The sequence below is a fragment of the Paraburkholderia graminis genome (genome assembly GCF_003330785.1).
Lineage (GTDB): Bacteria > Pseudomonadota > Gammaproteobacteria > Burkholderiales > Burkholderiaceae > Paraburkholderia > Paraburkholderia graminis.
In genome coordinates, this window is record NZ_CP024934.1 from 2,667,284 (window position 1) to 2,686,540 (window position 19,257).

The window sequence follows — 19,257 nt, forward strand, 5'->3', positions numbered from 1 at the left end:
CGATAAACATGATCTGCAAGATCGAAAGGTGTCGTCCTAACTAGAAAATGTTGTCGTGAGAATACGCTCAATAATCAGGAAACAATTTAATACCGATAGAGAAATATCTCGTTGTCGATTAAATATCCAGCGAGATAAAGACGCAAACTAAGAGCGTGAAAATTAATTCCGCGTAATTCGGATTTTGCTTATTTGCGCCGATCACGCACAGCCGGAGAATCCCGCAGGCTCATCGTCCAAGCCATTCCAAAGGACGCAAGAGTGAGCGCAGATGATCGGTCGTGATAATCAACTGAAAATAGCGACCTTGATGAACGGCAACCAATATAAATCCTGCTATCCATAGCCGGCTTTTGTACGCCTCATAATGGGCGATGAGACCCATTTCCGATTATCGCGCCCACTCCGTCCACGAAACAACAGCGCGGAGTTTTTCCAAGTGAATAAAAGCTATCAATCAATCTGGTGTGAAACGACGGCAACGTGGGTAGCGGCGCCCGAGACGTCGAAGGCGAAGACGAAGCGCGGTTCGTCGCGCAGGAAAGTCGTCGTGCAGGCAGTGCTGGCCGCGGCTGCGGTGTTGGGTGCGGCGAATGTAATGGCGGCGACGGGCGTCAATGCGATTGAGGCGGGAGTTGGCGCTAATGCAGCGGGAGACGGCTCGGTCGCAGTTGGTGTAAATGCGAAAGCCTTGCAGGTCAATGCTATTGCCGTGGGTGCAAATGCAATCGCTTCTGGCGGGAACTCCATGGCTCTCGGCATGGGCGCTATGGCAAGCGGCGACCTCTCGACCGCGATGGGCCTTGTCGCCACGGCATCCGGCGACGGCTCCACGGCCGTAGGAACGGCTTCAGTGGCTGCAGGTGTGCGCTCGGTGGCGACCGGGTTTTATTCGCAAGCCAACGGCAGGGACTCGGTTGCAGCCGGTACTGGAGCCGTCGCGGACAAAGATGGCAGTACCGCTCTAGGCAGCGCTGCGCAGGCAAATGCGACAGTGTCGACCGCGGTTGGCTACGGCGCAACCGCTGGGATGGCCGGCGCTGTCGCGCTGGGCGTGGCTGCCAGGGCGTCTGGGAACAATGCGTTCGCCGGCGGTCCGTTAGCAACGGCTGGGGGCGATAGCTCCACGGCCCTCGGCTACGCGGCAAGCACCAGCGCGCTCAATTCGGTTGCGCTCGGTTATGCAGCCGCGGCGTCGAAAAACAACGCGTTTGCAGGCGGTGCGTCAGCAATCGCAGCGGGAGATAACTCAACGGCGCTTGGCTATGCGGCAAGCAGCAGCGCATTGAATTCGGTTGCGCTCGGTTATGCAGCGACTGCGTCGAAAAACAACACGTTTGCAGGCGGTGCCTCAGCAATCGCAGCGGGAGATAACTCCACGGCACTCGGCTATGCGGCAAGCACCAGCGCATCGAATTCCGTTGCGCTCGGTTATGCAGCAAGCACGAGCGCTTCGAATTCGGTTGCGCTTGGGTATGCAGCGACCGCGTCCAGTAACAACGCGTTTGCCGGCGGACCGGCAGCAAACGCAGCGGGGGATAACTCCACGGCCTTGGGCTATGCCGCAAGCACCAGCGCCTTGAATTCTGTTGCACTTGGCTATGCAGCGACTGCGTCAAGCAACAACGCGTTTGCTGCCGGCGCCTCGGCAATGGCTACCGGCGATAACTCGACGGCCCTCGGCTATGCGGCAAGCACGAGCGCCTCGAATTCCGTTGCGCTCGGCTATGCAGCCACGGCGACCAGTAACAACGCGTTTGCCGGCGGTCCGTCAGCAATCGCAGCGGGCGACAACTCCACGGCCTTGGGCTATGCCGCAAGCACCAGCGCCTTGAATTCTGTTGCACTTGGCTATGCAGCGACTGCGTCAAGCAACAACACGTTTGCTGGCGGTGCTTCGGCAGCGGCAGCGGGCGATAACTCGACGGCCCTCGGCTATGCGGCAAGCACGAGCGCCTCGAATTCCGTTGCGCTCGGCTATGCAGCGACGGCGACCAGTAACAACGCGTTTGCCGGTGGTCCGTCAGCAATCGCAGCGGCCGACAACTCCACGGCCTTGGGCTATGCGGCAAGCACCAGCGCTCTGAATTCGGTTGCGCTCGGCTACGCAGCGACCGCGTCAAGCAACAACGCGTTTGCCGGCGGTCCGTCAGCAATCGCAGCAGGCGATAACTCGACAGCCCTCGGCTATGCGGCCTCGACAACGGGCTTGAATTCGGTTGCGATTGGCTATGGCGCTACTGCTTCGACCGACAACAGCGTTGCGCTGGGAGCTCAGTCAACGACGGGCGCGGATCTCACGAAGCTCGGCTATGTCCCCACAGGCGCCGATCCGGCAACGATCGCCGGTATGAGTGCAAAAGGCGAGGTATCGGTTGGCTCTCAAGATAACGAGCGCCGCCTGACGCACGTCGCGGCTGGTGCGGACGCTACCGATGCAGTCAACGTCAGCCAGTTGCAGGCAGCCACTGCAAGCGCCTCACGCTACTTCAAGGCCAACGGCAACGGCCTTAACGATGGCTTAGACGACGCCTCGGCTACCGGCGCGAACGCTGTCGCGATCGGCAGCTCCGCGCTGGCAACCGGCGAAGCAAGCTTCGCCGCCGGCACGAGCGCCCAGGCTCAAGGCAAATTCAGTACCGCCGTCGGCGGGTTCGCCAGCGCGACCAACGACGGCTCCACTGCCCTCGGCTACCAGGCGAACGCGGCAAGCGACAACGCCACGGCCGTCGGTTATCAGGCAAGCGCACTCGCGACGAACTCGGTGGCACTCGGCCAAGGCTCGCTCGCCGATCGCGCCAACACCGTGTCCGTTGGGTCTGCCGGCAACGAACGCCAGGTCACCAACGTCGCCGCCGGAACCGAGGCAACCGACGCCGTCAACGTGAGCCAGTTGCAAGCCGTCAGTACGAACGCCTCGCGCTACTTCAAGGCGAACGGCGCCAACGACGGCACAGACGACGCCTCGGCTACCGGCGCGAACGCTGTCGCGATCGGCAGCTCCGCGCTGGCAACCGGCGAAGCAAGCTTCGCCGCCGGCACGAGCGCCCAGGCTCAAGGTAAATTCAGTACCGCCGTGGGCGGCTTCGCCAGCGCGACCAACGACGGCTCCACTGCCCTCGGCTACCAGGCAAACGCGGCAAGCGACAACGCCACGGCCATCGGTTATCAGGCACGCGCGCTCGCACCGAACTCGGTCGCATTGGGCCAGGGCTCGCTCGCCGATCGCGCCAACACCGTCTCCGTTGGCTCTGCGGGCAACGAACGTCAGATCGCCAACGTCGCGGCCGGCAGCGCCGACACCGACGCCGTCAACGTCGCGCAGTTGAAAGCCGTAAGCGACCAGGGTGCCGCGACCGCCGCGAAGCTGGACGGCGCCGTGACGTACGACCGCAACGCCGACGGCAGCGTGAACAAAAGCAGCGTCACGCTCGGCGGCGAGTCCGCGAGCGGCGGCACGACCATCCACAACGTGGCCGATGGCATCGCCGCTTCCGACGCCGTGAATGTCGGGCAACTCGATGCAGCGATCAGCGGTGCCGTCAACAACGCCGTCGTCAATGCGGCGAACCCGTTCTTCAGCGGCGAAGGCAATCGCGACACCGAGGGCGCCATTTCATCGGGCGTGCACTCGGTCGCAGGCGGCGCCAACGCACAGGCCACTGGCACGAACGCGAGCGCAATCGGCGCGAATTCGGTGGCAAGCGGCAACAACGCGAGTGCAATCGGCGCGAACTCGGTCGCGAGCGGCAACAACTCGACGGCACTCGGTGCGGCCGCCGCAGCAAAGGCGGACAACTCGGTCGCGCTGGGCCAAGGCTCAGTCGCCAATCGGGCGAATACGGTATCGGTCGGCGCGGGCGGTCAGGAGCGGCAGATCACCAATGTCGCAGCCGGCGTGCAAGGTACGGACGCGGTCAACGTCAACCAGTTGCAGCAAAGCGTGAGCGGCGCGGTCGGCGAGGCGCACAACTACACCGACGACCAGATCCGCTCGGCCCGACGCGATTCGTATGGCGGCACGGCATCGGCGCTGGCAATGGCCGGTTTGCCCCAGGCTGTGCTGCCTGGCCACGGCATGGTCGCGATGGCCGGTGGCACGTATGGCGGCCAGTCGGCGCTGGCCATCGGCGTGTCGCAGTTGTCCGAGACCGGCAAGTGGGTCTACAAGCTGCAAGGCAGTACGGACTCGCGCGGGCAGTTCGGCGCGTCGCTGGGTGCAGGCATGCACTGGTGAAAAACGGGCGTCGTGGAACCGGAGCACGGCCGTCCGACACCCACGACGCCGGGTAAAGCAAACGTAGTGTGCAGGTAGCCCCAAGCCCCGCTCCGGCTTGGGCACGTTTGCGCGTGATGCGCTCCTACAAGGAAAGCATCACGCGCCTTTTTCAGCATCGAAGAAGACGTGAAAGCGAGAGAGTTCGCGTTGCAGCGGCCCCCGCCCCGCACATAAGAACGAGGCAAAAACGCAGTGGCGAGCCAAACTATCGCACTATCGCACTATCGCACTACAAGAAGACGCCTGCTCACAGCCACTCACGGCTCATGCGAACGACGGCACAAACCTCGCGCCCCGGAAAATCATCGCGCTCCGGAAACTCAAGAACCGCCGCCCTACCTCACCGCTGCATCGAATCCCAAACCTTATAAAGCCGCTTGACCGACACAGGCATCGGCGTGCGCAACTCCTGCGCGAACAGCGAAACGCGCAATTCCTCCAGCAGCCAGCGGAATTCGGCAAGACGCGCATCCAGCACGCCGCCGCGCTGCGCGACCGCGCGCTGATAGTTCTGCAACAACGGTTGGAATTCGGCGAACTGCCGTGCATCGCGCGCGGGGTCCGCTTTCAGCTTGTCGATCCGCAGCGCAATACCCTTCAGATAGCGCGGGAAATGCGTCAGTTGCGAATACGGCGTATCCACCACGAACCGCTTGCCGATTAGCGCGTCCAGTTGATGCTGGATATCGGCGTACGCCGCCGTGAACGACTTCGCCTGCACGAGCTTTTTCAGCACGCTCGCGTATTCGCCGAGAATCTGCCCGACCAGCCGCGCAATCTCCTGAGCCAGCAACGTGAGCCGGCTGCGCCCTTCATCGCGGCGCGTATGGAAGCTGACGTCGTCGTCCGGCAACGGATCTTGCAGGCACGCACGATCGAGCGCGGTGTCGATCAACTGATCGCGCAACTCTTCCTGCGTGCCGCGCGTCATGAACTGCATCGCCATTTCGCGCAAGCCCGGCAGATTTTTCTCGAGATACTTGATCGGTTCCTTCAACTGCAAAGCGAATAGCCGACGCAGACCCGCGCGATGAATCCGCGCCGCCTCATCGGGGGAATCGAACACTTCGACATCACAATGCGTGCCGCGATCCACTAAAGCCGGATAACCGAAAAGCGTCTGTCCGCCGCGGCGAATTTCGAGCAACTCGGGCAGCTTGCCGAAATTCCACGTCGTCAGGTTTTCGTACAACGCGGTGCCGCCGGCGCCTTGCGTCGCAGTCTGCGGCCCCGGCGGCGCTGCGCCCTTGCTGCGCGACGCCGCACCGGCCGGTGCAGGTGCCGCCGCCTGGCCGCGCGTGCCCGCAGCGTCTGCGAGCGCTGCGCCCGCCGCACTCGACGCAATCTTCTGGAAATGCTGCTGCGCCTGCCCGCCGAGTTCCGCGCGCAACTGCGACAGGTTGCGGCCCATCGCGAGTTGCCGCCCGTGTTCGTCGATAACCTTGAAGTTCATGAACAGATGCGGCGGCAAGGTTTCGAGCTTGAAATCCGCCTGCTTCAGCGCGACCTGCTTTTGCTCGCGTACATCGGCGATCAGCGCTTCGAGCAAGCCGCCTGCGGCAAAACGCGGCGCGGCATGCCGGTCGACGAAACCGGCCGCGTATTCCGGCAGCGGCACGCAGTGGCGCCGCAACTTCTGCGGCAATGACTTCAGCAGAAGATGCGTCTTCTCCTTCAGCATGCCGGGCACGAGCCACTCGCAGCGCCGCGCGTCGACCTGATTCAGCGCGAAAAGCGGCACGGCGAGCGTGACGCCGTCGCGCGGCGAACCCGGCTCGAAGTGATAGCTGAGCGCCATGTCGACGCCCGACATCGTCATCCGTTTCGGGAACAGATCGGTCGTCACGCCCGCGGCTTCGTGGCGCATCAGATCGTCGCGCGACAGATACAGCAGGCGCAGTTTGTCCTCCGCCTGGCCGCTCTTTTTCACCTCGTCGCGATACCAGCGCTCGAACGCCGCGCCGGTGTAAATGCCCTTCGGCAGCGCCTGATCGTAGAACGCGAAAATCAGCTCATCGTCGACGAGCACGTCCTGGCGACGCGACTTGTGTTCCAGTTGTTCGATGTCGGCGAGCAGCTTACGGTTGTGCGCGAAAAATCCGAGCTTCGTGTCGAATTCGCCTTCGACAAGCGCGCCGCGGATAAACAGCTCGCGCGCCCGCGCCGGGTCCTGCTTGCCGAAGCTCACGCGGCGCCGGTGATAGATCGGCAGCCCATACAAAACCGCGCGCTCGAACGCCGACACCTGCGCCGCGCGCTTCTCCCAATGCGGCTCGGACAGCGATTTCTTCAGCAGATGCGCGCCGATTTTCTCGATCCACTCAGGCTCGATCCTCGCGATGCAGCGCGCGTACAGACGGCTCGTCTCGACCAGTTCCGCGGCCATCACCCACTTGCCCGCCTTCTTCACGAGCGCCGAGCCCGGCCACAGATAAAACTTGATGCCGCGCGCGCCGAGGTAATACGGCTCGTCGTCGGCTTTCAGACCGATGTTGCCGAGCAGACCCGTCAACAGCGCAAGATGGATCTGCTCGAACGTCGCCTCGGCTTCGTTCAGACGCCAGCCGTGTTCGCGCACGACCGTCAGCAATTGCGAATGCACGTCGCGCCATTCCCGCAGACGCAATTGCGACAGAAAGTTCTTCCGGCATTCCTCGTGCAACTGCTTGTTCGACTTCTTGTGCGCGATGGCTTCGTCGAACCAGTTCCAGATTTTCAGCCACTGCAGGAATTCCGAGCGCTCGTCGGCAAAACGGCGATGCGCCTGGTCGGCCTGCTCCTGCGCCTCGATCGGACGGTCGCGCGGGTCCTGCACCGACAACGCGCTCGCAATGATCAGCACTTCCTTGAGCGACTGCTGATCGCGCGCGGCGAGAATCATCCGGCCGACGCGCGGGTCCAGCGGCAGACGCGCGAGTTCGCGGCCGAGCGGCGTGAGCTGATTGTCGTCGTCGACGGCGCCGAGTTCGTTCAGCAGTTGATAGCCGTCGGCGATCGCGCGGCCAGGCGGCGGTTCGATAAACGGAAACGTCTCGATCGCGGTCAGATGCAGCGACTTCATGCGCAGAATCACCGACGCCAGCGACGAGCGCAAAATCTCCGGATCGGTAAAGCGCACGCGGCTCTGATAATCGCTCTCGTCGTAAAGACGAATGCAGATGCCGTCGGCCACCCGCCCGCAACGCCCCGCCCGCTGATTCGCGGCGGCCTGCGAGATCGCCTCGACCTGCAACTGCTCGACCTTGTTCCGATACGAATAACGCTTCACGCGCGCGAGGCCCGTGTCGACCACGTAGCGAATGCCCGGCACCGTCAGCGAGGTTTCCGCGACGTTCGTCGCGAGCACGATGCGGCGCGCGTTCGAGGTGCGGAACACGCGCTCCTGCTCGGCGGCGGAAAGGCGCGCGAACAGCGGCAGGATTTCCGTATGCGGCGGATGGTGCTTGCGCAGCGCCTCGGCGGCGTCGCGAATTTCGCGCTCGCCCGGCAGGAAGACGAGCACGTCGCCGGGGCCTTCGCGGCACAGTTCGTCGACGGCGTCGACGATCGCTTCCATCAGATCGCGGTCGCGCTCCTTGCCGGATTCGCGCGGGCTTTTCGGCCGGTCGCCGCGCGACGCGCCAGACGTACCCGACGAGCCCGACGTGCCCTGCGCCGCCTTGATCGCCGGGCTTTCTTCCGCGACCGGACGGTAGCGCACTTCGACCGGATACAGCCGCCCGCTCACTTCGATCACCGGCGCGGGTTTCTCTTCGCTGCCGAAGTGGCGCGCAAAGCGGTCGGCGTCGATCGTCGCCGACGTCACGATCAGCTTCAGATCGGCACGCTTCGCCAGGATTTCCTTCAGGTAGCCGAGCAGGAAATCGATGTTCAGGCTGCGCTCATGCGCCTCGTCGATGATCAGCGTGTCGTACGCCTTCAGCAGCGGATCGGTCTGCGTCTCGGCGAGCAGAATGCCGTCCGTCATCAGCTTGACGGATGCACCCGGCGACAGATTGTCGGTGAAGCGCACCTTGTAGCCGACCACTTCGCCGAACGGCGTGCCGAGTTCCTCGGCGATGCGCCGGCCCGTCGCCGAAGCGGCGATGCGGCGCGGCTGCGTGTGGCCGATCAGGCCGGCGCCGCCCGCGCCGAGACCGCGCCCGAGCGCGAGGCAGATTTTCGGCAACTGCGTGGTCTTGCCCGACCCGGTCTCGCCGGACACGATCACCACCTGGTTTTCGGCGATGGCCTTCGCGATTTCATCGCGGCGGGCGGATACCGGCAGCGCTTCGGGGAAGGTGATCGGCGGAATCGGGTTCGGCTGGACAACACGCGGCTCGCGTGGCGGCCGCGGCGGACGGGCTTCCTGCGGCTGACGTGGCGCGCGCTGCTGCTGCGGCTCACGTGGCGGACGCGGCCCACGCGATTCTTGCGGCTGGCGTGGCGCACGCGGTTCACGTGCTTCACGCGGCTCGCCTGCTTCGCCAGACCCTCGCGATCCGCGAGACTCAGCATGCTCCGCTTGCTCGGCGCGACTTTTTTCCTTCGCGGACGCCTCAGCGCCAGACACGGCACTACGCGGCTCGCGCGCCTTGCGGGGCACGTCCGGCTTGCCGCGGTTCGCGTCCTGGTCGGCGCGGCGCTTGGCGTCGCCGGCCTTCGTTTGATCGGCGGCCGGCGCCGCATTCTCGTTCGCCGCGGCGGGACTTTTGGGTACATTCGACATGGGGGCGCATTATAATCCCGGGCATGAATTCCCAAACCGACCTCGTCCCCGCGCCCGCGAGCGTTCCGGCCCCCGACGGAGCAACGGAACAGCTTGCACAGCACGCGCAATTCGTCGACTGGATGCGCTCAGTCGCCCCTTATATCCACGCGTTCCGGAACAAGACGTTCGTCGTCGGTTTCGGCGGCGAAGTGGTGCATCAGGGGCTCCTGAATGCGCTCGTGTCGGACATCGCGCTATTGCAGGCGATGGGCATCCAGATCGTTCTGGTGCACGGCTCGCGTCCGCAAGTCGAGGAGCAGATGAGCCTGCACGGCGTCGAGTCGGAGTTTTCGCACGGCATGCGCATTACCGACGCGCGCGCGCTCGAATCCGCGAAAGAAGCGGCCGGCGAAGTGCGCCTGGACATCGAGGCGGCCATCAGCCAGGGCTTGCCGAATACGCCGATGGCGCATGCGCACATCAGCGTCGTGTCGGGCAACTTCGTGACCGCGCGGCCGGTCGGCATTCTGGACGGCGTGGACTTCGCGCACACCGGCGTGGTGCGCAAGATCGACGCCGATTCGATCCGTCATTCGCTCGCGAGCCGCAAGCTCGTGCTGCTGTCGCCGCTCGGTTTTTCGCCGACCGGCGAGGCCTTCAATCTCGCCATGGAAGACGTCGCCTCCGCGGCGGCCATCGCGTTGCGCGCGGACAAGATCGTGTTCCTCACCGAAACGCCCGGCCTCATGCAGGCAGGCGAAGACGGCACCGAACTGATCCGCGAACTGTCGCTCGACGACGCCTACAAGCTGCACGAAAGCGGCGAAGTCACCGGCGACGCGGGCTTCTATCTGAAGCACTCGATCCGTGCATGCCGCGGCGGCGTGGCGCGGGCGCACATCATCCCTTACGCGCTCGACGGCAGCCTGCTGCTCGAACTGTTCCTGCACGACGGCGTCGGCACAATGATCTCGTACGAGAATCTCGAAAGCCTGCGCGAAGCGACACCGGACGACGTCGGCGGCATTCTTGCGCTGATCGAGCCGCTCGAATCGGACGGCACGCTGGTGCGGCGCGGGCGGCATCAGATCGAACGCGACATCGACCATTTCTCGGTCATCGAGCACGATGGCGTGCTGTTCGGCTGCGCGGCGCTGTATCCGTACACGCACGAACGCATCGGCGAAATGGCGTGTCTGACGGTCGCGCCCGAAGCGCAAGGCACCGGCGACGGCGAGCGCCTGCTCAAGCGTATCGAGCAGCGCGCGCGTGCCCGTGGCCTCACGCGCATCTTCGTGCTCACCACGCGCACCGAACACTGGTTCCTCAAGCGCGGCTTCGTCAAGGTCACGGTCGACGACCTGCCCGAAGACCGTCGCCGGCTGTACAACTGGCAGCGCAAATCGCTCGTGCTGATGAAACAGCTCTGAGCGGTCGCCAGCAGCGACTGCCCGTTCAATCGAATTCACTAACCCCTTTTTCATGGGACCGGAGTAAGGGCTCAAGCACCCGACTCCCGTCGACACAGGAGAAGCACAGCATGACTCGTATGGTTCAATGCGCGAAGCTCGGCAAGGAAGCCGAAGGCCTCGATTTCCCGCCGCTGCCGGGCGAACTCGGCAAGCGGATCTACGAAAGCATTTCGAAGGAGGCGTGGCAAGCCTGGTTGAAGCAGCAAACCATGCTGATCAACGAGAATCGTCTGAATATGGCCGATCCGCGCGCGCGCCAGTATCTGATGAAGCAGACCGAAAAGTTCTTCTTCGGCGAAGGCGCGGATACAGCGCAGGGTTATGTGCCGCCGGCGAGCGAGTGAACGCGGGTTGAGCGCGGGTGAACGCTGAGCGCTGAGTTTCTCTATCAGCATCAGGGTCCTCTCGCAGCGGTAACCGCAGCGACGAAATCCGCGCCATCGTGCGCGGATTTTTTTCGCATTGGAACTCGCGCCGAAACCATCGGCGCGCCACCCCCAAAACTCCCCAAACGGTACATTTTCGAACCGTTTTAAGCCCCTTCTGGAGACCGCTGCGATCGCCGGAATCCCCCACCGGGCAAGGGATTGCGCGCCTGCGCCAAGGCTCCCGGCCAAAACCGGGTTTGCACGATCCTCTGTCATCGTGCTAACATGTGCATCGTTCCAACAGCAATTCACCTTCATTCGCGTTCTCTGACCTTGCGACACCAAGTGCTTGCACTGCGCGTGTCCATCGCGATGGAACAGTTTTTATACAAGAAGGCTTGTCGGTCGTATCGTCGTTTGACATTGCCCTGAAGCTGTCCTGAGGTCATCCCCAGAGGCAAACCAGGCGGCGAATAAAGCACCGGCCTTTTTCGTTTCAAGCCTTCCAGTGGCGTGCGGTCCGGCTTCAGCCACCCGCGTCCTCATGCGCTTGCCCCCTTCACGGCCAGGCAGGCGCAATAGTCAGCACAATCTAGACGAGTGTTTTTTCGCGACCAGGCTCGCGAGGCACGGGCGTTTGCTGCTTTTGCGGCCCTGGCTGCGCGTCGCGTTTCTTTTTACGCGCGCCCGCTCTTTCGCCGTCGCGGCGAAGAGGCCTTGCCCCGTTTGCGAAACTGCACTTTCCAGCAACCGTGGCGGAACGCATCATGAGTTTCGTCGCAGTCATCGGAGTTTTTACCTTGACCGCTTCCAGCAACGGCTTCTGGCGACACCACAAACAAGAACAACGCCTCTCTCTCGACGACATCACCGTCGTCGACAAGTCTCTCCTCAAGCGTGCCGTCGGCGCCATGGCGCTCGGCAACGCAATGGAATGGTTCGATTTCGGCGTCTACAGCTACATCGCTGTGACGCTCGGCAAAGTGTTCTTCCCGTCGTCGAGCCCGTCCGCCCAGTTGATCGCGACCTTCGGCACGTTCGCCGCGGCGTTCCTCGTGCGGCCCGTCGGCGGCATGGTGTTCGGTCCGCTCGGCGACCGCATCGGCCGTCAACGCGTGTTGGCAATGACCATGATCATGATGGCGCTCGGCACCTTCGCGATCGGGCTGATTCCGAGCTACGGGTCGATCGGCATTCTCGCGCCGGCCTTGCTGCTCGTCGCGCGTCTCGTGCAAGGCTTTTCGACGGGCGGCGAATACGGCGGCGCAGCGACCTTCATCGCCGAATTTTCGACGGACAAGCGCCGCGGCTTCATGGGCAGCTTCCTCGAGTTCGGCACGCTGATCGGCTACGTGCTCGGCGCGGGCACGGTCGCCGTTCTGACGGCTACGCTGTCGAACGAGGCGCTGCTGTCGTGGGGCTGGCGTGTGCCGTTCCTGATCGCCGGTCCGCTCGGGCTCGTGGGTCTTTACATCCGCATGAAGCTCGAGGAAACGCCCGCGTTCAAGAAGCAGGCCGAGCAACGCGAAGCCGAAGACAAGGCGCTGCCGAAGCAGTCGCTGGGCAATCTGCTCGTGCAGCAATGGAAGCCGCTGCTGTTGTGCGTCGGCCTCGTGCTGATCTTCAACGTCACCGACTACATGGCGCTCTCGTATCTGCCGAGCTATCTGTCGGCCACGCTGCACTTCAACGAGTCGCACGGTCTCTTCATCGTGCTGCTCGTGATGGTGCTGATGATGCCGGCGACGCTCGCAGCCGGCCGTCTGTCGGATGCGATCGGCCGCAAGCCGGTGATGCTGTTCGGCTGCGTGGGTCTCTTCGCGCTGTCGATTCCGGCGCTGCTGCTGATCCGCATGGGCACGCTGCTGCCGGTGTTCAGCGGGCTGATGATTCTCGGCGTGCTGCTGTCGTGCTTTACGGGCGTGATGCCGTCGGCGCTGCCGGCGCTGTTCCCGACGAAGATCCGTTATGGCGCGCTCGCCATCGGCTTCAATGTTTCGGTGTCGCTGTTCGGCGGTACGACGCCGCTCGTGACCGCATGGCTCGTCGACCGCACCGGCAATCTGATGATGCCCGCGTACTACCTGATGGGCGCGTCGCTGATCGGCATCGTGTCGGTTGTCGCGCTGCGCGAAACGGCACGCAAGCCGCTGCTCGGCTCGGGCCCGTGCGTGGCGACGCGCGCGGAAGCGCACGCCGTGCTGCGCGGCGAACGCGAAGCGGAAGAGATGGACGAAGGCTACGCCGCGACCGCTACGGCGCGTGCGTGATTTAAGGGCGAACTGCGGCGCTTGTTGAGAGCATCGCAAGTAGTGCAAGTAGTACAGGACGGGCCGGCATTTTGCCGGCCCGTTTTCATTTCAGCAGCGGATCGACGCGTGCCTCGGCCCGCGCGCCTTCGATCGTGAGGATGCCGGCCGAAACCGGCAGCCTGAAGCGCCGCGGGCCTGCGCTGCCGGGATTGACGAACAGCACGCCGTCGCGCTCGCTGATCGACGGCTTGTGAGAGTGTCCGGTCACCACCACGCCGATACCTTCTTTACGCGGATCGGCCGGCACGTCGGCGATATCGTGCACGACGAGGATCGTGACCTGCTGCACGGCGAGCGTCGCATGCGTCGGCAGCGATGCGGCCCACTCGCCTACGTCGTTATTGCCGCGCACCACGGTGAGCGGTGCGATTTGCGCGAGCGCGTCAAGCACCGCTTCGTTGCAGATGTCGCCCGCGTGGATGATCGCGTCGCAACCCGCGAGATACGCGAGCGCTTCGGGCCGCACGAGGTTATGCGTGTCGGAGATGAGCCCGATGCGGGCTGGCGGCGGATGGGGTGTGGCTGAAGTCATGACAACAGTATCCGTGAAGCTCGGGCTTGTTCGCAAACCGCAAACGATGCGCGCGCAGACGGCGACTCGCCAGCGCCAGCGCCCGCGCAATCAATCCACTGGCTGCCGCAACGAAGCTTCACGCGACACCTCTTGCGCGGGCCGCCTCGCATCCAGCATGCGCCGCGTCGCGCCGTGCACGACGATGCACACCGCCGACGCACACGCGAAGCTCAACCACACGCCATAGCGCGGCAGCAGCACCGCGGTCACAGCGAAGAATGCGGCGAACGAGCCGCGCCCGACCACCATGCCGCGCATCAGCAACGCGACAAAATCGGGTCCATGCTCGCGCTGCGCCGACACGGCGAGCACCATCCCAAGCAACGGAAACACGGAAAGCAAGCCGCTCCACGTCGCGCCCATCGACGCTGCAAGGCTCGTCACCGCAAGCGTCAACAGCGCGCCCGCGACCATGCGCAGTACGAGCTCGCCGAAGCCGGCGCGCGTGGCCGGCACCTGCCCCGTCGCGCGCGGCAAGCCGCATTGCGAAACCGCGACCGCCACGCAAGCCACGGCGACTGCCCACGCGAGCGACGCGGGCAGTCGCGTCAACAACATCGCCGCCACGAACCACCCGCTCATGCCCGCGACCAACGCAAGCGGCCACGAGAAACGGCGGCAACTCCACGCATACGCAAAGTTGAAGGCTTCCGACGCGGCGATCGCCGCAATCGACGCCACCGACGCCTGCGCCGCGAACGACGGCCCTCGCGCGAGCGCAAGCAGCAGCACGATCGGTCCGGCGACGACCGGCAGGCCCGCGAGCCAGCCCGCCACCGACGGCCCCCACAAGCGCGCCGCCATCGTCAGCGCGGCGAGGAACGCCGGCACGAGCGCAAGCTTGAGCGCCAGCACGCTCAACCTTCCAGCACGTGCTCAATCCGCCGATCCGGCACGAGCCACCACGCAGCAGCGAGCGTATAAAGCGCCGCCGAAATCAACGGCTCAACGAACGCCGTCACGATGCCCGCCAGATAGATCGCGACCGACACCCTGCCCTTGAAGTCGTTGCCGACCGCCTTCGCAAGCGCCGAGTCGAGGCCGTGCTGACGGATGAGCAAGCGCGTCAGAATGAAATAGGCGATCGCCGACATGAACAGCACGACGCCGTATAGCGCGGTCGGCCACGAAGCCAGATGGTTCTCGCCGACCCAATGCGTGACCGCGGGCAGCAGCGACAGCCAGAACAGCAGATGCAGATTGGCCCACAGCACGCCGCCGCTGACCTTCGTCACGGCATGGAACAGATGGTGATGATTGTTCCAGTAGATGCCGACGTAAATGAAGCTCAGCACATAGGCGCAGAACACCGGCAGGAGCGGCCGCAGCGCGGCGAGGTCGAAGCCGTCCGGTACTTTGATTTCCAGCACCATGATCGTGATGATGATGGCGATCACGCCATCGCTGAAGGCTTCGACGCGTCCCTTGCCCATCGGCGGTTCCTCGAGTGAATGCGGGTTAAATGCGGGTTGAATGCGGGTCCAATGCAGGCTGAATGCGGACCGCGCATACATCGCACGCACGGCCCGCGCCGCTCGCGATTATCCGCGATGCCGCAACGCGTTGTCGATCCACGTCTTGCGATCGGCCTCTTGCAATCCGCCTCTTTCGAGCCGAGCTATTTCAAAGGCTTCAGACCGTCGAGCAGCGTAGGGATCAATTCGCTGATGGTCGGATGGATATGCATCGCGTATTGCAAGGTCGGATACGGCGCGCCCGCCGTCATGATGTCGATGAACGTATGGATCGCCTCGTCGCCTTCTATGCCGTGGATCGCCGCGCCGAGAATCTGCTTGCTGCGCGCATCGACGAGCACCTTCATGAAGCCGTCGGTTTCGCCGCGTTCGCGCGCGCGGCCGACGCGCGACATCGGCATCGTCGCGATCAGCGCGTCGCGGCCGCTCTTGCGCACGTCGTCCTCGGAAAGCCCGACGCGCGCAAGCGGCGGATCGACGAATACCGCATACGCCATGATGCGCGTGTCGACCGTGCGCGCGCCGCCGTCGAGTAGATTGGCCGCGACGATCTGGTAGTCGTCGTAGGACGTATGCGTGAACGCGCCGCGTCCGTTGATGTCGCCGATCGCCCACACGCCCGGCACGTTGGTGCGCAGTTGGCCGTCGACGGGAATCGTGCCGTGCCGGTCGGTCTCGATGCCGGCGGCGGCCAAGCCGAGGTCGTCGGTATTCGGTTCGCGGCCGGTCGCGAACAGCAGATGCGACGCCTCGAGCGCCGGCACGTTCTGCTCGAAGCCGATACACACTTCATTCTCGCGATGCGGATGCGGCTCGACGCGCGAAGGCTGCACGCCGAAGCGGAACTCAACGCCTTCGCGAGCCAGCACCTGCTGCACGGACTCGGCAAGATCGGCGTCCTCACGCGTGAGCACCCGCTCGCCGCGCACCAGCACGATCACTTCGCTGCCGAAGCGGCGAAACACCTGCGCGAATTCGAGCGCGATATAACTGCCGCCGACGATCACGAGCCGGCTCGGCAACTCGGTAAGCTCGAGCAGACTGGAGTTGGTGTAATAGCGGATTCGCTCGATGCCTTCGAGCCGCGGCACCACAGCGCGCGTGCCGGTATTGAGGAAAATTTCGTCGGCGCTGATTTCATGCAGCAGCGCGCCGTCCGGTCCGCTGACGGAAACCGTATGCGCGCCCGTGAAGCGCGCATGGCCGTTGAAGACCGTCACATTCTCGGTGCCGCGCAGCCATTGTTCGACGCCGTCGCGCGACTGCCCGATGATCTTGTCCTTGCGCGCCTTCACCGCCGACAGATCGACGTTGACCGAACCGCTCACCAGCACGCCGAGCCGCGCCGCGTGGCGCGCGACGTGGGCCGCGCGTGCGCTCGCCACATAAGCCTTGGTCGGCGTGCAGCCGACGTTCACGCACGTCCCGCCGAACGCCGCGCGTTCGATGACCGCCGTGCGCCGGCCGCTTTCGGCAAGACGCACGGCGAGCGGCGGGCCGCCTTGTCCGGTGCCGATCACAACTGCGTCGAAGTGCTGTGCCATGACGACTCTCCTTGCGGCTCGCGTGCGGGTCGTTGCATCTTACGCCCAGTCGCCGCCGCGCTCATGTCACAGCTCATGTCACCGCTCACGTCACCGCTCACGTCACCGCGCTTGTCACCTCTCACGTCGCCGCATACGCATCCGCCAACGCCCGCGCATAAGCGCTCGCGCCGACCGGCCGGCTGTACAGATAGCCCTGCTGCTTGTCGCAATCGATCGAGCGCAGAAACGCCGCCTGCTCGGGCGTTTCCACGCCTTCCGCGGTGACGTTCATGCCGAGCGAATGCGCCATCGCCACCACCGCCTGGGTGATCGCGATCGAATCGCGATGATCCGGCAAGCCCGCGACGAACGACCGGTCGATCTTCAGGTTATGCAGCGGAAAGCGCTTCAGATACGACAGCGACGAATAGCCGGTGCCGAAGTCGTCGACGGAAATACGCACGCCCGTCGCGCTCAGTGTCTGCAACATCGGCAGCACGGTGTCGCTGTCGCTCATCAGAAGCCGCTCGGTGATTTCGAGTTCGAGCGCCGCCGGGTCGAGCCCGGACTGGTCGAGACAGCGCCTGATCCGCTCGACGAGGCCGTCGTTGAACTGGCGCGGCGACAGGTTCACCGCGACGATCAGGTCGGGCGCGAGCGTGCGCCGCCAGCGCGCGGCCTGCTCGCACGCGTGCGCGAGCACCCATTCGCCGATCTCGGCGATCAGGCCCGCGTCTTCCGCGACTGGAATGAACTCGGCAGGCGACACGTTGCCGAGCTCGCTGTTGTACCAGCGCAGGAGCGCCTCGGCGCCGATGGTGCGGCCCGCGTGGCTATCGACGATCGGCTGATACACGAGGCTCAGTTCGCCGCCGGCGAGCGCGCGCCGCAGCGACTGCTCGATCACAAAGCGGCGCTGCAGTTGCTGATTGAGCTCGGCGGTGAAGAACTGGAAATTGTTGCGGCCGCGCTGCTTCGCGTGATACATGGCCGAGTCGGCGTTGCGCATCAGCGTCGGCGCATCCTGGCCGTCTTCGGGAAAGCGGCTGATGCCAATCGACGCGCCCAGGTAGTACTCGTTGTCCGCCACCGCGAACGGCACCGCGATTTCGTCGAGGATATGACGGGCGAGCGCGATCAGCCGGTCGCTGCAATCGCTCGCGCCGACCACGATCACGAACTCGTCGCCGCCCACGCGCGCGAGCGTGTCGTCGGGGCCGACGCAGCCGGCGAGCCGCTGCGCGACGCTCTTCAGCAACGCGTCGCCGGCCTCGTGACCGGCCGTGTCGTTGACCTTCTTGAAACCGTCGAGATCGACGAACAGCACCGCGACGTTCGCGAATTCGCCGCTGCCGTTCGGCGCACCAGGCGCGAACAGGCTGTTCATCCGCTCGGTCAGATACGCGCGGTTGTAGAGGCCGGTGAGCGAATCGCGGGTCGCGAGGAATTTGAGCTGGCGCTGCGCCTCGCGCACGGGGCCAATATCGGTGAAGGAAATCAGCACGGAGTCGGGCTTGCTTTGGCCCGGCTTCAGGATCGGCACCACGTTTTCGGTGATCCAGATGACTTCGCCGCTCACCAGTTCGACGGCGAGCGTGACGCCGAGCATCGGCTTGCCGGTCGCGAGCACCTGGCTGGTGGGCCGCTCATCTTCCTTCACGGGCGAGCCGTCCTCGTGAAAGCCGCGCACCATCACCGTGCGAATGCTGCGCCCGACGATTTGCGGCCCGGTGCGCAGCATGCGCTGCGCGCTCGGATTGCAGGCGAGCACGACGCCTTCGCGCGACTGCACGACGATGCCTTCGATCAGATGATCGACGACGAGCCGATGATGCTCCTCGCTGTTCGCGAGACGTTGCGCCATCGCGTCCTGATGCACGGCGAGCCCGACGCTGCGGCCGATGTCGCGCAGCATCGTCTCTTCCTGAGCGGTCGGCCGGCGCGGCTCGCGATGATAGACGGCGAACGCGCCGAGCACGGCGCCCGCGTCGTTTTCGAACGGCACCGACCAGCACGCGCGCAGGCCGAGCGGCAACGCGAGCGCGCGGAAGTCCGCCCACAGCGGGTCCGTCTCGATGTCCTCGACGACCACGAGCCGCCGCTCGTACATGGCCGTGCCGCACGAGCCCGCGCACGGGCCGATCGCCACACCGTCGATTGCCGCGCTGAAGTGCGCGGGCAGCGACGGCGCGCCGCCCATGCGCACATGCAGGCCGTCTTCGTCGAGCAACAGGATCGAGCATGCCGCGCCCGAACCGAGCAGCGCTTCCGCGCGGTGACACACCTCGTCCAGTAATTCCGGCAACGGCGTATTGCGGGTGATGAGCCGCAATACGCTGCGCTCCGACGCCAGCACCTCTTCGGCCAGATCCGGCCGGTATCGGCAACTATCGGGCGTCGCTCCTGCCTCCATGCGTGATGTCGCTTCGCGGTTCATATATGCGCCCCCCTACCCAACATCGGCAAGATTGTGTAAGCAGCGCACCAGGGTATACCCGTCGAATGCACAGGATTCCCGCAGGCGGCGCTTCGATTTGCCGTGCCTTCCACTATCGCGGCGC

Annotated in this window: 10 protein-coding genes and 1 pseudogene; 5 read left to right on the forward strand and 6 right to left on the reverse strand. The window is 64.6% G+C overall.

Annotated elements, in window-relative coordinates:
• Positions 1 to 367: 367 nt before the first annotated feature.
• Both CUJ91_RS34820 and CUJ91_RS34825 read left to right on the forward strand, forming a co-directional pair.
• A pseudogene (locus CUJ91_RS34820) lies at positions 368 to 1,150 on the forward strand (ESPR-type extended signal peptide-containing protein); the annotation flags it as partial.
• A gap of 207 nt (positions 1,151 to 1,357) precedes the next feature.
• The gene (locus CUJ91_RS34825; RefSeq protein WP_374710192.1) at positions 1,358 to 4,237 is read left to right on the forward strand and encodes a YadA-like family protein; all 2,880 of its coding nucleotides are present in this window, start codon (positions 1,358 to 1,360) and stop codon (positions 4,235 to 4,237) included.
• A 382-nt stretch (positions 4,238 to 4,619) separates the two neighbouring features.
• Here CUJ91_RS34825 and hrpA read toward each other — a convergent pair whose 3' ends face one another.
• On the reverse strand, positions 4,620 to 8,987 hold the full coding sequence (gene hrpA / locus CUJ91_RS11835) for an ATP-dependent RNA helicase HrpA (protein ID WP_114156252.1): 4,368 nt from the start codon (positions 8,985 to 8,987) through the stop codon (positions 4,620 to 4,622).
• A 23-nt stretch (positions 8,988 to 9,010) separates the two neighbouring features.
• Here hrpA and argA point away from each other — a divergent pair, with 23 nt between their 5' ends.
• From argA to proP, 3 genes are all read left to right on the forward strand, one after another.
• Entirely contained in the window at positions 9,011 to 10,399 is a 1,389-nt protein-coding gene (gene argA, locus CUJ91_RS11840) for an amino-acid N-acetyltransferase (protein WP_114156253.1), read from the forward strand.
• 110 nt (positions 10,400 to 10,509) lie between these two features.
• Complete coding sequence (locus CUJ91_RS11845; protein ID WP_006051234.1) at positions 10,510 to 10,785, forward strand: oxidative damage protection protein; 276 nt, start codon at positions 10,510 to 10,512, stop codon at positions 10,783 to 10,785.
• A 791-nt stretch (positions 10,786 to 11,576) separates the two neighbouring features.
• The gene (gene proP / locus CUJ91_RS11850) at positions 11,577 to 13,079 is read left to right on the forward strand and encodes a glycine betaine/L-proline transporter ProP (protein ID WP_029967528.1); all 1,503 of its coding nucleotides are present in this window, start codon (positions 11,577 to 11,579) and stop codon (positions 13,077 to 13,079) included.
• A gap of 85 nt (positions 13,080 to 13,164) precedes the next feature.
• Here proP and CUJ91_RS11855 read toward each other — a convergent pair whose 3' ends face one another.
• The 5 genes from CUJ91_RS11855 to CUJ91_RS11875 form a co-directional block, all read right to left on the reverse strand.
• Complete coding sequence (locus CUJ91_RS11855) at positions 13,165 to 13,653, reverse strand: metallophosphoesterase family protein (RefSeq protein WP_114156254.1); 489 nt, start codon at positions 13,651 to 13,653, stop codon at positions 13,165 to 13,167.
• A 90-nt stretch (positions 13,654 to 13,743) separates the two neighbouring features.
• A complete protein-coding gene (locus CUJ91_RS11860; RefSeq protein WP_029967530.1) occupies positions 13,744 to 14,550 on the reverse strand; it encodes a hypothetical protein in 807 nt (268 codons plus the stop codon).
• A 2-nt stretch (positions 14,551 to 14,552) separates the two neighbouring features.
• Positions 14,553 to 15,128, reverse strand: coding sequence for a TMEM175 family protein (locus tag CUJ91_RS11865; RefSeq protein WP_029967532.1), 576 nt, complete (start codon positions 15,126 to 15,128; stop codon positions 14,553 to 14,555).
• A gap of 185 nt (positions 15,129 to 15,313) precedes the next feature.
• On the reverse strand, positions 15,314 to 16,714 hold the full coding sequence (locus CUJ91_RS11870) for an FAD-containing oxidoreductase (protein WP_006051229.1): 1,401 nt from the start codon (positions 16,712 to 16,714) through the stop codon (positions 15,314 to 15,316).
• Between the two features lie 121 nt (positions 16,715 to 16,835).
• Complete coding sequence (locus tag CUJ91_RS11875; RefSeq protein ID WP_006051228.1) at positions 16,836 to 19,133, reverse strand: putative bifunctional diguanylate cyclase/phosphodiesterase; 2,298 nt, start codon at positions 19,131 to 19,133, stop codon at positions 16,836 to 16,838.
• Positions 19,134 to 19,257: the final 124 nt, after the last annotated feature.

Bases quoted from the DNA above. Each gene is read 5' to 3' on its own strand.
- hrpA (WP_114156252.1), bottom strand. From the start codon at position 8,987: ATGTCGAATGTACCCAAAAGTCCCGCCGCGGCGAACGAGAATGCGGCG.
- argA (WP_114156253.1), top strand. From the start codon at position 9,011: ATGAATTCCCAAACCGACCTCGTCCCCGCGCCCGCGAGCGTTCCGGCC.
- CUJ91_RS11845 (WP_006051234.1), top strand. From the start codon at position 10,510: ATGACTCGTATGGTTCAATGCGCGAAGCTCGGCAAGGAAGCCGAAGGC.
- proP (WP_029967528.1), top strand. From the start codon at position 11,577: ATGAGTTTCGTCGCAGTCATCGGAGTTTTTACCTTGACCGCTTCCAGC.
- CUJ91_RS11855 (WP_114156254.1), bottom strand. From the start codon at position 13,653: ATGACTTCAGCCACACCCCATCCGCCGCCAGCCCGCATCGGGCTCATC.
- CUJ91_RS11865 (WP_029967532.1), bottom strand. From the start codon at position 15,128: ATGGGCAAGGGACGCGTCGAAGCCTTCAGCGATGGCGTGATCGCCATC.
- CUJ91_RS11870 (WP_006051229.1), bottom strand. From the start codon at position 16,714: ATGGCACAGCACTTCGACGCAGTTGTGATCGGCACCGGACAAGGCGGC.
- CUJ91_RS11875 (WP_006051228.1), bottom strand. From the start codon at position 19,133: ATGAACCGCGAAGCGACATCACGCATGGAGGCAGGAGCGACGCCCGAT.